Annotated in this window: 12 protein-coding genes and 1 other RNA gene; all 13 read left to right on the top strand. The window is 40.6% G+C overall.

What is annotated here, in order from left to right; genetic code table 11:
• The first annotated feature begins 1 nt into the window (after nt 1).
• The 13 genes from EO125_RS05920 (at nt 2) to EO125_RS05860 (ending at nt 13,236) form a co-directional block, all read left to right on the top strand.
• Complete coding sequence (locus EO125_RS05920) at nt 2-1,447, top strand: LutB/LldF family L-lactate oxidation iron-sulfur protein (protein ID WP_127148085.1); 1,446 nt, start codon at nt 2-4, stop codon at nt 1,445-1,447.
• A gap of 1 nt (nt 1,448) precedes the next feature.
• The gene (locus EO125_RS05915) at nt 1,449-2,159 is read left to right on the top strand and encodes a lactate utilization protein C (protein WP_127148084.1); all 711 of its coding nucleotides are present in this window, start codon (nt 1,449-1,451) and stop codon (nt 2,157-2,159) included.
• A gap of 200 nt (nt 2,160-2,359) precedes the next feature.
• Nucleotides 2,360-3,571 carry an ISL3 family transposase gene (locus tag EO125_RS05910; RefSeq protein WP_127148083.1) on the top strand — a complete coding sequence of 404 codons (1,212 nt, stop codon included), beginning with the start codon at nt 2,360-2,362 and terminating at the stop codon, nt 3,569-3,571.
• A 270-nt stretch (nt 3,572-3,841) separates the two neighbouring features.
• The gene (locus EO125_RS05905; RefSeq protein WP_127148082.1) at nt 3,842-4,720 is read left to right on the top strand and encodes a mechanosensitive ion channel family protein; all 879 of its coding nucleotides are present in this window, start codon (nt 3,842-3,844) and stop codon (nt 4,718-4,720) included.
• Between the two features lie 38 nt (nt 4,721-4,758).
• Complete coding sequence (locus EO125_RS05900; RefSeq protein WP_164726452.1) at nt 4,759-5,220, top strand: DUF3290 family protein; 462 nt, start codon at nt 4,759-4,761, stop codon at nt 5,218-5,220.
• A 1-nt stretch (nt 5,221) separates the two neighbouring features.
• Complete coding sequence (locus EO125_RS05895; RefSeq protein WP_127148080.1) at nt 5,222-5,872, top strand: DUF421 domain-containing protein; 651 nt, start codon at nt 5,222-5,224, stop codon at nt 5,870-5,872.
• Between the two features lie 115 nt (nt 5,873-5,987).
• On the top strand, nt 5,988-7,331 hold the full coding sequence (locus tag EO125_RS05890) for an MFS transporter (RefSeq protein WP_127148079.1): 1,344 nt from the start codon (nt 5,988-5,990) through the stop codon (nt 7,329-7,331).
• A 497-nt stretch (nt 7,332-7,828) separates the two neighbouring features.
• Nucleotides 7,829-9,124 carry an adenylosuccinate lyase gene (purB, locus tag EO125_RS05885; protein WP_127148078.1) on the top strand — a complete coding sequence of 432 codons (1,296 nt, stop codon included), beginning with the start codon at nt 7,829-7,831 and terminating at the stop codon, nt 9,122-9,124.
• 362 nt (nt 9,125-9,486) lie between these two features.
• Nucleotides 9,487-9,619: signal recognition particle sRNA large type (gene ffs / locus EO125_RS05880), an RNA gene on the top strand.
• Between the two features lie 59 nt (nt 9,620-9,678).
• Complete coding sequence (dnaX, locus tag EO125_RS05875) at nt 9,679-12,063, top strand: DNA polymerase III subunit gamma/tau (protein WP_127148077.1); 2,385 nt, start codon at nt 9,679-9,681, stop codon at nt 12,061-12,063.
• A 15-nt stretch (nt 12,064-12,078) separates the two neighbouring features.
• Nucleotides 12,079-12,408 (top strand): YbaB/EbfC family nucleoid-associated protein, encoded by a 330-nt coding sequence (locus tag EO125_RS05870; protein WP_009353175.1) that lies wholly within the window; start codon nt 12,079-12,081, stop codon nt 12,406-12,408.
• A 1-nt stretch (nt 12,409) separates the two neighbouring features.
• The gene (gene recR, locus EO125_RS05865) at nt 12,410-13,003 is read left to right on the top strand and encodes a recombination mediator RecR (RefSeq protein WP_127148076.1); all 594 of its coding nucleotides are present in this window, start codon (nt 12,410-12,412) and stop codon (nt 13,001-13,003) included.
• Between the two features lie 2 nt (nt 13,004-13,005).
• A complete protein-coding gene (locus EO125_RS05860) occupies nt 13,006-13,236 on the top strand; it encodes a hypothetical protein (RefSeq protein WP_127148075.1) in 231 nt (76 codons plus the stop codon).
• The last annotated feature ends 12 nt before the right edge of the window (nt 13,237-13,248 follow it).

The raw sequence follows: 13,248 nt of genomic DNA, 5'->3' as shown, positions 1-13,248 counted from the left end.
CATGAGTAATATTATGTACGATAAACGCCCGTTTAAGACACGCGTTAATGATGTGCTTGCTAATGACTTCAAAGTAAAAGCCATTCATACGGCACAGGATGTATTCTATGAAAAACGTAAAGTTCTAGTGGATCAAGTAGCAGAATGGGAAGACTTCCGTAATGAATCTGCTGATTTGCGTGACCATGTATTGGCTAATTTGGATTACTATTTAAATCAATTTGCTGAAAATGCTGAAAAAGCTGGTGCTCATGTACACTTTGCAGCTGATGATAAAGAAGCAACAGCAATCTGTATGGAAGTGCTTCGTGCCAAAGAAGCAAAAATGGTTGTTAAATCTAAAACCATGGTTTCTGAAGAAATCGGATTAAACCACGAATTAATTAAAGCGGGTATCGAAGTAAACGAAACTGACTTGGCAGAATTTATCCTTCAAACAGCAGACTTTGATCCTCCGTCTCATATCGTAGTACCTGCATTGCACTTTGAACGTAACCGTATTCGTGATACATTTGCGAAAAAATTGGGTTATGAAGGTACTGAAAATCCAGAAGAAATGACTCGTTTCGTACGTCGCTATATTCGCGATCGTTTCTTGCGTGCTGACGTAGGTTTCACTGGTTGTAACTTCGGTGTAGCTGAAACTGGTACTATCACTATCGTATCTAACGAAGGTAATGGTCGTATGGCAAGCTCCATGCCTAAAACGCAAATCGCATTGATGGGTATGGAACGTTTGGTACCTGACTTTGCATCTTTGGATGTGATGATGGAAATGTTAATCCGTTCCTCTGTAGGTGCTAAGATTTCTAACTACTTCTCCATGATTACAGGTCCTGCTCGTGAAGGAGAAGCAGACGGTCCAGAAGAATTACACATCATTATCATTGATAATCGCCGTTCTGGCATTTTAGGTGGCGATTTTGTGGAAATGTTACGTTGTATCCGTTGCGGTGCATGTATGAACATTTGCCCTGTATATCGTCATATTACAGGTCATGGTTATGGATCTATCTATCCAGGTCCAATGGGTGCTGTATTAACTCCACTATTGGTTGGTTATGAAGAAGCTGGGGATCTTCCTTACGCATCCACATTGTGCGGCGAATGTTGGGAGCACTGCCCAGTTAAGATTCCATTGCATGAATTACTATTGAAACATCGTCAAGTCATTGCTGATAAATTACAAATGCGTCCAGCTATTGAACGCAGCATCTTCCACACAGTGGCAGGTGTATTTGCGAACTCCTTCTTGTTCGATATGGGTACTAAAATGGGTGCAATCGGCATGAAATTAATGAGTAATAATGGTCATATGGCAGACTGGACAAAAGTATTACCAGTAGTTGGTGGCTGGGTGAAAGCAAAAGACATGGGCTTGCTCAAAATGAGTAAATTCCGTGATGAATATGCAAAACACGTAGCACAAAAGAGAAAGGAGAAATAAAATGGATCAAGCAAAAAAACAAGCCTTTTTAGGTCGCCTATCTCGTGCGTTAGGCCGTGACTCAATTCCTACATCTGTAACACCTTTTGATTTTTCAAAAGGACCTCAAGAGACAATGTATTCTGAACTTAGCCATGAGCAAGTAGTAGAGATGTTTAAAATAGAAGCAGAACGCTTAGGTACTAAACTTATCGAAGTAGAAGAGTCTCAACTAGCTCAAACATTAGTGGACGAAATCGTGGCTCGTGGTGGTGGCAGCGTTGTGTACCCTAAATCTGCAGAAGTAGAAAACTATGGTTTAGAAGCTGCTTTCAAACAATTGGGCGAAGACCAAGCAACATTCTATCAATGGGATGCTACGAAAGGTCGTGAGGCAAATATCAATGTAGCGAAAGATTCTAATATTGGTATTACATTCCCAATTTTGGGTATTGCGGAAACAGCCACAGTTATCCAACCAAGTACAGAAGAATCTGGTCGTTCCCTAGGGTTATTGCCATTGACTCACATTTCTGTGTTACGTACTGAAAATATTCATCCACGTATGACACAAACGATGGCAGAATTAGCGAAAATCTATCGTAATGATCCAGCTAAGTTCCCTACCAACGTAGTTCACATCTCTGGTCCATCTAACACTGCGGATATCGAATTAGTTCGTGTCGTTGGTGTTCATGGTCCAATCAATGTAACATTCATCTTAGTTAAATAAGAAATATAGTTCACACACAATTAGGATATAGGGTAGTTGATAGGTATATCAGCTATCCTATATTTTGGCTCTATAATAAATGTTGGGGCTACTCATATAAGAGTAGTCGCCAACATTCTTTTTTTGCAATAAAATAGACATATACAAACTCAAACCGTATCATAAAAGTAAGCAAACCATTAAGAAAGGATGAGTCATATATGTCTAACATCAATTATACAGAAATTGTCTTTAAAATTAAAGAGGAACATATTAAATCTACGAAAATAAATGAGGATGGTTCTATTCATTTCACGCTTGAGATGCCAGTAACTGAGCAAGTATGTCCGCATTGTGAAGCAAGTACTAGAAAGTCTAAGGGTAAACGCCCTAGAGATGTTAAGTTTGGTGCTACACAGCATCACGTAGTGACTGCTACTTACTTACAAAGACGTTACAAGTGCCAGAAATGTAATCATACTTTCATAGAAGAGAATCCCTATGTTTGCCGCTATTTGCGACTTAGTAAAACTAATATGGAGTATCTATTTAGACAATTAAGCGAAAAAGGATCCTTCACCGAGATGGCTAAACGAAGTGATGTCTCTGTATCTACAGTTATTCGGTATTGCTCTAAATTAGCTATTCCAAAGCCTAAACAATTACCTACAGTACTAGGTATCGACGAATATAAAGGAAATGCTGAAGGTCAAATGTACCAAGTTATCATAACCGATTTAACCAATCATTCTATCGTAGATATTTTGCCAAAACGGGATACACGAGCTCTTATTCAATACTTCAAAACATTTTCTAAAGAAGCTAGAGAACAGGTTAAATACATCGTTATGGATATGTCTCCACTATTTAAATTAGTGATGCAAACTATGTTCCCTCATGCGCATATTGTGGCAGATCGCTATCATGTGTGTCGCTTGGTGGATTGGGCTCTAGAGCGTGTACGAAAGCGTGAGCAAAAGAGGTTAGTAGCACACTCTAGAATGCTCAAATATAACCGAAGGATTCTTATGAAGAACCCTGCCAAATTAACTGAAAGCGAGCGCATAAAGCTGTTAGAAATATTGCGTATATCCGATGACCTACGACGTACATATGGGCTTAGATTAGCCTTTAGGAGGATATTTAAGACATACAGCATACCTAACATAGAAAGGTACCTACAATTATGGTTAAACGCAGTAGAAAGCTGTCATTTACCGGAGTTTAGTAATTTTAAAACTTCCTTTGTTAGTTGGTTCCCTCAAATTGTTAATGCCTTTGTATTACCATACTCCAATGGGTTTACCGAAGGATGTAATAATAACATTAAAGTATTAAAGAGAATAAGTTATGGGTTGCGTAATTTTGATCGTTTCAGAGCTCGTATACTTCTATTAAGCCAAAAGAATAGCACTAGCTATTTAGATAGCTAGCGCTAAGAACTTTTTATATGAGCAGCCCCCACATTTGACAAAGAGCCTATATTTTTGTTCTATAATATATTTGGGGGACAGTAAGTAAGGTTCTATACTAAATGGAGATCTATCCGTATAGGACCGGATATGATATTTGACAAAGAAACTTTTTTTCGTATACTTAAAGATGATATATTTACAAGTTTAGTTTTATAGCTATCATAGAATGTAATTGTATGTGGGCTAGCTAGTATATACTGCAAGTTAGTTATAGGAAAGGAATCATGTATGTTATTAGCAGAAGAAAAAGTTTCCACAGCCACAGCGGTAGGTGCTGAGAAGGTGGCGGAGCATGTAGAGGAAAGCATTACGTTTGTGGGTCATATGCAAGCCTTAGTGATTGAATATTTACCAAGCATCATTTTGGCTATCATCGTGTTGATTGTAGGTCGTTATTTCGCTCTATTTGTAAGACGTGTATCAGTACAATTGATGAGTCGCACCGGTTATGATCAAACAGTGCGCAGCTTTGCGTCTCAAATTATTTATTACACTATTTTGTCCGTAGTCGTGCTATCCGCGTTGTCCTTAGTAGGATTTCCAACAAATAACTTCTTGGCAGCTTTTGGAGCCTTTGGTATTGCCATTGGTTTAGCCTTACAAAATAATATGTCTAACTTAGCGTCAGGGTTAATTATTTTGGCTTTCAAACCGTTTAAAGCTGGGGATTGGATTTCTGTGAATGGTGTGGAAGGGTCTGTGAAAGCCATTCATCTCATTAACACCGCTATTGCGACGAAAGAAAATCGTATTGTCTTCATTCCGAATTCGGCTATCACGTCCAATAACTTGATGAATAGTAACTATGAAACAACACGGTATATTACATTTGTGTTTGGTATTAACTATAATGCGGACCATCATCGTGCCATTGAGATTATCAAAGAAATTTTTGTGAGTACAGGCAAGGTTCATAATATGGATACTTTAGAAATCGGTATCAAAGAATTTGGCGATAGTTCTGTGAATATTGTGGCATATCCTTTAATTAATGCTAGTGATTTTAGAGAAGTTTATTATGGTGTTATGTCCGATGTGAAAGATCGCTTTGATGCAGAGGGCATCGATATTCCATATCCACAACGTGTGGTACATATGGCCAACTAATTATAATGAGGCATTAAAGTAAGAACAGTGAGGTAATTGTGGAATTTTATACCTATGCCTATGTGGTGGAACGAGGAGAGTTTCGCTCACTTTTACAATATATAGTGACATCTATATTACTAGTTGCATTACTAGTTGTGGGGGTGAAAGCTATGTACAGTCGATTTGATACTAAGTTCCGTGACTTGGGAATTATCATTGTATTAGGGCTTGTGTTTTTGTTGGGCATACAAGTCAATGATTACACTCGAGACATAGATAGTGCAGAAGAATCGAACTACATGGTGCAATTCTTGAATAGTTTAAGTGAACGTGCAGATGTGCCCAAAGATAAGATTCGTGTTAACACATTGCGGGTACAGGATCGTATGATTGTTAATATCGAGGAAGCCTATTTTGAGGTGACTTTCACCATGAATAAGGATGGCTATTCTTTGCGACCAGTGGAGATGATTAACGGCAATCCTAAGGTGATAGATGTGAAGAAGGACGGGCGATAATATGTTATCAGGATATACATTAGTATTTATCAAGCTAACCCTTGGTATCCTAGCTCTCATTTTGCAGATGAACTTGATGGGTAAAGGAAATTTAGCACCGAACTCGGCATTAGATCAAGTACAAAACTATGTGCTAGGTGGTATCATTGGTGCCGTTATCTACAGTGAAAGCATCGGCATCTTGCAATTTTTCCTAGTCTTGATTGCTTGGACTATCGTGGTGATGGGGTTGCGCTTTCTTAGTGCACATGTAAGATGGATTAAAACCCTCATTGATGGACGCCCAAGTATTGTTATTGATCGGGGACGGATTCGTGTGGGTGAATGTTTAAAGCGTGGTCTTCGTGGCAGTGATTTGCAGTTGAAACTTCGTAGTGCAGGGGTGACCCTCGTTAGTGATGTGCGTCGTGCAGTGTTAGAACAGAATGGTCAATTAACGTTAGTCATGAATGGTGACGATTTAATTCGTTACCCTGTGATTGTAGATGGCGTAGTAGATCCAGATATTCTAGAGCTAGCCGATAAAGATATGGCTTGGTTGGAAGAAGAAGTGCGAGACCAAGGATATTCCATTAGAGATATCTATGTGGGAGAATACTCCAAGGGACATCTTATTCTGCATCCTTATGAAGGGAGTAAAGGGTTAGTGTAACATATTTGTGAGGAAATAAAATAGCAAAAAACCTATGTAGAGCGAATGAAAGAAATCTATCCTCTCATTTGTATTGCTATAATGAGAGTATATTGAAACAAGGAGTGAAATTTGCATGAAATCTGTTTTATATACGATGATGATAGCCGCGTTTTTGAATCCTTTTGCATCGAGTTCGCTGACTATGTCCTTCCCAGATATGATGCAAGAGTTTGGAGCTACTACAAATGATATGGCATGGGTAGTGGAAGCCTTTTTGCTGTGTTGTACTGTGGCGGTAATTCCTGCTGGTAAGTTAGCGGATATCTATGGGAAACGCAAGTTGTTTTATATAGGTAGTGTTGTATTTACGATTATATCTGCATGTATGTGCTTTGTGGGGTCGGTAGAAATGTTAATGTTCTATCGTGCCTTGCAAGGGGTTGCCTTAGGGATTGTGTATACTACATCTATGTCTATATTAACCTTGTCCGTACCAGTAGAGCGGAGGGGATATGCGTTTGGTATGATTGGAGGCATGGTATACTTAGGGCTATCCTTAGGACCTGCCTTAGGTGGATTTCTAAATTATTATTATGGTTGGCGTAGTATTTTTGTGTTTACTGCTTTATTAGGAGTTGTGGCAAACATGATGGCTTTTCGCTCTTTGCATAAAGAATGGATACATACACCGGATAGTAGTATTTCCATAAGAAGTTTGCTTTTATATGCCTTTGGTATCGGTGCAGTGATGATTGGTATTACCGAATGGGTTCGCTTTTGGTGGAGTGCATATGCTTTTATAGTAGGACTCATCGCATTAGGTGCTTTAGGATATGTAGAATGGCATAGTAAAGATCCGCTCATTCCAGTTAAGATATTTGTGTCAAATCTAGGATTTACTATGTCTAGCGTAGCTGCGATGATGAATTTTAGTGCCACCTTTGGCGTAGGATTCGTATTATCTTTATTTTTACAAATGAGTATGGGATTTGATTCTCGAATGACTGGATTAATTTTGTGCATACAAACGGGAATTATGGTCTTCTTGGCGCCACGAATGGGGGCCTTATCGGATCGACACAATCCATCTCAATTTGCTCGATGGGGGATGGTGCTCATTGGTGTAGGTTTACTAGCTATGGCCTATGGTACTTTCACTGAAAGTCTGCCAATTATTATGAGTAGCTTAGCCATTGTTGGTATAGGGGTTAGCAGTTTTGCACCGCCGAATAATAATTTGATTATGAGTTCTGTACCAAAAACATATATCAGCTTTGCGTCATCTACGATTTCAACAGTACGTCTCTTGGGGCAAACCATGAGCATGGCTTTGATTGGAGTCATTTTAGCTTATACCATAGAAGGGATGTCCACACTCCAAATGCTAGAATACAATAGCACCGTCGCATTAGTTGTATTTGCAGTAATTTGCTTGATAGGAGCTATCCCAGCGGGCATCGGTAATATGCGTAAGTGAGTTGTCAACTAACAGTTGACAGTTCAACCAGTCATTAGCAACATATAAAGGTAAGATTATTCTATAAAGTACTTACATCATAGAAATGATCAGTACAAGATACGCATAAAAAATATACCTTAGAAGGTGGCTTTTGCTGCCAAAAAATATAGTATAGAATCAAAAATGGGGTTACCAATTTAAATGCATATATAGAACAGCTACATCGCTTCTAACAACGGCTCTTCGTGAAAGTTTTTAGAAACGACGTGGCTGTTCTTGCAATATGCTGGTTTGATATAGTTAGAGAGTTGATAAGGAGATTTCTATAAGGAGTAGTTGTAAACCATTAGTTGACAACCACTTAATAGTTGTTGAACTGTCAACTAATAGCTGACAGTTGCCCCTGATTTTTGTATAATGATAGGGTAATAGGTGACATCTAGTAGTAGGTTTTGCTTTCACTATGAACACTAGTAGTTTCCCTATGGGGATAGGTTTAATAAAGGAGTCAGGTTATGATCAATCGCTACACTCGTGAAGAGATGGGACATATTTGGAGCGAACGCAATGAGTTCGATACGATGTTATTAGTAGAAATATTAGCATCTGAGGCGCAAGCTGAGTTGGGAATTATCCCGAAGGAAGCGGCGGTAGCGATTCGTGAAAAAGGAAATTTTGAGGTGGAACGTATTCGTGAAATCGAACGTGAAACGAATCATGACATCATTTCCTTTGTCACTGCTGTCGGTGAATACGTAGGGCCTGAGTTTGCCAAATATATTCATCTTGGCTTAACGTCCACAGATGTAAAAGATACTGCCTTAGGATACATGATGAAACAAGCTTGTGATTTATTGTTAAAAGGCTTGCGCAATTTCCGTGACGTCTTGGCTCGTCGTGCGGTAGAGTTCAAATATACGCCGATGATTGGCCGTACGCATGGTATTCATGGGGAGCCTATCACATTTGGGGTGAAGTTAGTGAACTGGATGTCCGAAATTGATCGTGATATTGCTCGTTTAGAACAGGCTCGCCAATCTGTAGCAGTAGGTAAATTGTCTGGTGCTGTAGGAACATATTCCAATATCGATCCATTTGTGGAACAATATGTATGTGAAAAGTTGGGCTTAGAACCTGTGAAAGTAGCAACACAAGTGGTATCTCGTGACCGTCATGCAGAATTGTTGTCCATGATTGCTGTTATTGGTGGAACATTGGACCGTATTGCTTTGGAAATTCGTCATTTACAACGGACCGAAGTGCGTGAAGCGGAAGAATATTTCAGCCCGAAACAAAAAGGTTCCTCGGCGATGCCACATAAACGGAACCCTATTACTTGTGAAAGAATCTGTGGCCTAGCACGTGTATTGCGTGGTCATGCACAAGCAGCCTTTGAAGATCAAGCCTTATGGCATGAACGAGATATTTCTCATAGCTCTGTAGAACGGGTGATTTTACCAGATGCAACCATCACATTGGATTACATGATTCATTTAGCCACACGTACGGTGGATAAATTATTGGTATATCCTGAAAATATGATGAAAAACTTGAACTTAACAGGTGGCCTTGTATTTAGCCAAACAATTTTAACCCATTTAGTGGATAAGGGTGCTGTTCGTGATGAAGCGTACCGTTGGGTACAACGTCATGCTATGGCTCGTTGGTTAGAAGGTAAAGACTTCGCTACAGGATTAAAATCTGATCCAGAGATTGCAAAATACCTAAGTGCAGAAGAAATTGATGCTTGCTTTGATCCAACACCATTATTACGTCATGTAGATACCATTATGGCTCGCTTTGGATTATAATCTGCTGCAGAGAGTAATACCATTGTATTTTAGGATAGAATGGTGTATACTTGGAGTAGAAAGATATAAGAAGTTAGAGCATTCTTTCATAAACTCAAAAAAGGACGGCGGCCACCGTCCTTTTTTCTTTCTATTTTCTATTCTTGTAATATTGCAGAATTGCATATGTCAAAAAATTAACAATCAATCCTTGTAGAATAGGGGTCAGAAAGTGACCAGATAATAATGAAGTTAGAGCCTCGCACATAAACTCACCTCCTTTCTATCAAAGAGGATACCTAAAGTATAGCACATTTTGTGATAGAAAGGGGTGCAAAGTCTTGAATAGGGATAAAAAAACATGTATAATAATAGGGTGATAACATTGGAATATGACAGTTCTATGGGGCTTGTGCAAGGAGAGCCTGTGAACCATGTCAGGCCTTGATTGGAGCAGCATTAAGCGGTTACTCTCTTGTGCCACGAGGAAACCTATAGGGCTGTCAGATTCGAGTGCTATGGTAAAGCAGCTAGCTTAGCTGCTTTTTTTCATATCTTAAGGGAAAGGAGGGGCTATGAGTTATTTAGCATTATATAGACGATGGAGACCGAAACAGTTTACCGATGTTGTGGGTCAACATCATGTGTCGGATACATTACAACGAGCTATTCGGGAAGATAAAGTGGCCCATGCCTATTTATTTGCTGGTCCTAGAGGTACCGGCAAAACGAGTATGGCAAAGATATTTGCTCGTGCTATTAACTGTGAGCAAGGACCAACAGACACGCCGTGCGGTGTGTGTGAATCCTGTCAGCAAATGCTACAAGGGCAGGCCTTGGATGTGATAGAAATTGATGCGGCTTCCAATCGTGGCATTGATGAAGTGCGTGCCTTGCGTGAACAGGTGAACTTTTTGCCTGTGGTAGGTTATAAAAAAGTGTTCATCATCGATGAAGCCCACATGCTCACCAATGAAGCTTGGAATGCCTTGTTAAAAACCATCGAGGAACCGCCAAGTCATGTGATGTTCATTTTTGCCACTACAGAATCAGAAAAATTGCCGGTTACGATTTTATCTCGTTGTCAGCGCTATACATTCCGCCGTATCACCGCAAAAGATATTACAGCCCACTTATTACATGTGGCGAAGGAGAGCAATATCTCTCTTGACCCTGCGGCGGCACAAGTGATTGCAGTCCATGCAGATGGTGGTTTACGGGATGCCTTGAGTATTCTGGATCAATGTTCCGGTATGACTTCGGACATGATTACAGCACCTTTAGTAGAGACTATGATTGGTTTAGTGAGCAAATCCTGGGTGCTAACTATGGTAGATATATTGAAATCCGGTAATGGAGCGGCTTTATTGCAAGCTGTAGATGAAGCGCTACAAATGGGGCGTGATGCTCGTCAAATTGTAACGGCTTTAGTAGAACATTTGCGGGCTATGATTATAGCAAAAGTATTGCCAGATGCAGAAGAATTATTGGCTTATGATACGCATAGAGAACGCTTATTAGGACAGACAAATGAGTTATCTATGGAGGAAATCGGGCGCTATATCAATGTATTACAAACGGTACAAAATAACGCAAAGCAAGTAGATAATCCGCGAGTGATTGTGGAAATGGGATTACTTTCACTATTACAATTAGGCGGGGGGACCTATCAAACCTTAGAGGGACGCATGACGACGATGGAACAATTTGTGAATCGTCAAGAAGATACCTTGCTCCAGAAGCTGAATGAATGGGAGGAACAACGTCCAGCAATAACTATGAGCGGTTCGGCAGATAGTGCAGCTAGTATTGGCAGCGGTGTAGCTCATAATGCAATGATACATACAGTAAAGGCGGAGATGCCACAGATACCAGAACACGACATGTACGAAGGTATTATGGAAGATGTACCACCGCCTCTTGAGGATGATGAATTTTCGCCTCCAGTGCCACCTTCAGGGACTGTGAGGAGAACAGCACTGCCACCACTGGGTATAGCGAATGGAAGGGGAACAACAAGAGCTAAAGGGGCAGGTATGGCTTCTACTATAAAAAGCTCCTTGCCACCACCATTACCGAAGAAAGCATCTCCAGCGGTAACACCTAAAACGGCGACATTTGACACGGCGCAAGAGCTAACTGTAGGACAGGGTATGGTCAGTCCTCATGAATATAGCACGATTTTAGCAAACGTGATAAAATGGTTGAGAGGCAAGAACTATGGATTGCTCAATACGATCTATCAGCAAGGGACCTTGGTGTACTTAGATCAAGAGCGAGCCATATTGGTATTCCCTACGCCTATTGCGGGACCTATTCTGGTACAGCAGCAACATGTAGAATGTGGAAAGAAAGCGTTCCAACAAGTAATAGGACGACCGATTGTGGTGAAAGCCATGGATAAGAAGGATCCTAAACTGCAGGTGTACTTAGAGGCAGCGAAATCCTTTGGAGAGACTTCACAGCAAGGCGTGCAGTCGCAGGTACAACCGATGGTAACAGAGCCGATACCTGTGGTGGAAGCTCCTAAAGAAACTGAAGGGATAGGACAACCAATTGTTGCGGCGCAAGTAACGCCCCTGGTGACAGCTGATGAGGAGATGCCAACTGTATCTGTAGAAACGTCGAGGCCTGATGATGGTAAACCTACCTATATAGGAACAAACACCACTGCAAAGGTAGGTGCTGGTAGTGATCCGACCAATGTAGATGGCATCATTGATGACTTTCTCACAGTCTATGAGAATCCAGAGAAAGTATTAAATCCCTACTATCAAGAAACAGGGAATGGCATGCTTTCAGAAGAAGGTATAGACGAGATACGGAAGTTGCCGAAGTGGTCCTCAGCAGAGGCCAGTGATGAAGAAAAACAAGAAACTCTACTCTATGATGCTTTACAACATATGGAGGCTAATGGGTATGATATTTATGTGAAAGAAGTAGACGATACGTCTAAGTAATGAAGGAGGTTCACTATGTTTGGTGGCGGTAATATGCAAGGTATGTTGAAAAAAGTTCAAAAAATGCAAAAGGATATGGAAAAAGCACAAGAAGAAATTAAAAATACCGTGGTGGAAGCATCTATCGGTGGTGGTGCTGTATCCGTTACTATGAATGGAGAGCAAGAAGTGTTGTCCATTAAAATTGCTCCTGCGGCAGTGGATCCAGAAGATGTGGAAGCATTGGAAGATTTAATCTTAGCAGCTGTGAATGAAGCAAACCGTAAAGCAAAAGAAGTGGCAGAGAAAAAATTAGGTGCTGTCACAGGAAACTTGAAACTTCCTGGAATGCCAGGTATGTTCTAATATGACAAATCCTTTAGAACGATTAGTAGAAGAGTTGCGTCGCCTTCCAGGGGTGGGGGCTAAATCGGCTAGACGATTAGCATACCATTTAATTGAGGCTGATGCAGAGGATGTACAACGCTTGGTAGAAACCATCATTGCAGCGAAAGAAGCGACCCATAGATGTTCCCAATGTTTTAATTTATCGGCGCAAGATCCTTGTGAGTTTTGTGCTAGTTCTAAACGGGATCGGTCTATGATTTGCGTGGTGGAAACATCCCGCGATGTCATCGCCATCGAACGCAGTGGTGACTATAAAGGGCTATACCATGTATTGGAAGGGGCTTTGTCCCCTATTGATGGGGTTGGCGTAGAAGATATCCGCTTGAAAGAGCTCATGTTGCGACTTCAAGATAATACAGTGCAAGAGGTCATCATCGCCACGGACCCAGATGTAGAAGGGGAAGCAACGGCCCTATACATTGCTCGATTATTGCAACCTACGGGGATTAAGGTCACTCGTATTGCCCGTGGTATTCCCGTAGGCGGGGATATTGAATACGCTGATGAAGTGACCTTGAGCGGTGCTGTATTACATCGTCAAGAAATGAGGTAATGATGGATTACATATTACAAGCTATAGTAGCTATTGTTGTAGCTTGGGTGATTATCAAAGTAGCTTGGTTCACCATCAAAAGAGTGGCGACAAATGTCTTTTTAGGCATCATAAGCTACGCTGTTATCACAGAAGTGTTTCATGTATCATTAGATATGAATATTATGTTGTGGGCACTAACAGCCGTGTTAGGGCCTATACCAGTGCTAGGCTTAGCGTACTTTCATTGGTAAAATAAGGAGCAA

Source organism: Veillonella sp. VA139 (genome assembly GCF_003992005.1).
Classification (GTDB): domain Bacteria; phylum Bacillota; class Negativicutes; order Veillonellales; family Veillonellaceae; genus F0422.
The sequence above is the reverse complement of the archived record's forward strand: the minus strand, read 5'-3'. Positions and strand labels throughout refer to the sequence as shown.

Coding starts and splice junctions, on each gene's coding strand:
- EO125_RS05920 (WP_127148085.1), top strand. CDS start 2: ATGAGTAATATTATGTACGATAAACGCCCGTTTAAGACACGCGTTAAT.
- EO125_RS05915 (WP_127148084.1), top strand. CDS start 1,449: ATGGATCAAGCAAAAAAACAAGCCTTTTTAGGTCGCCTATCTCGTGCG.
- EO125_RS05910 (WP_127148083.1), top strand. CDS start 2,360: ATGTCTAACATCAATTATACAGAAATTGTCTTTAAAATTAAAGAGGAA.
- EO125_RS05905 (WP_127148082.1), top strand. CDS start 3,842: ATGTTATTAGCAGAAGAAAAAGTTTCCACAGCCACAGCGGTAGGTGCT.
- EO125_RS05895 (WP_127148080.1), top strand. CDS start 5,222: ATGTTATCAGGATATACATTAGTATTTATCAAGCTAACCCTTGGTATC.
- EO125_RS05890 (WP_127148079.1), top strand. CDS start 5,988: ATGAAATCTGTTTTATATACGATGATGATAGCCGCGTTTTTGAATCCT.
- purB (WP_127148078.1), top strand. CDS start 7,829: ATGATCAATCGCTACACTCGTGAAGAGATGGGACATATTTGGAGCGAA.
- dnaX (WP_127148077.1), top strand. CDS start 9,679: ATGAGTTATTTAGCATTATATAGACGATGGAGACCGAAACAGTTTACC.
- EO125_RS05870 (WP_009353175.1), top strand. CDS start 12,079: ATGTTTGGTGGCGGTAATATGCAAGGTATGTTGAAAAAAGTTCAAAAA.
- recR (WP_127148076.1), top strand. CDS start 12,410: ATGACAAATCCTTTAGAACGATTAGTAGAAGAGTTGCGTCGCCTTCCA.
- EO125_RS05860 (WP_127148075.1), top strand. CDS start 13,006: ATGGATTACATATTACAAGCTATAGTAGCTATTGTTGTAGCTTGGGTG.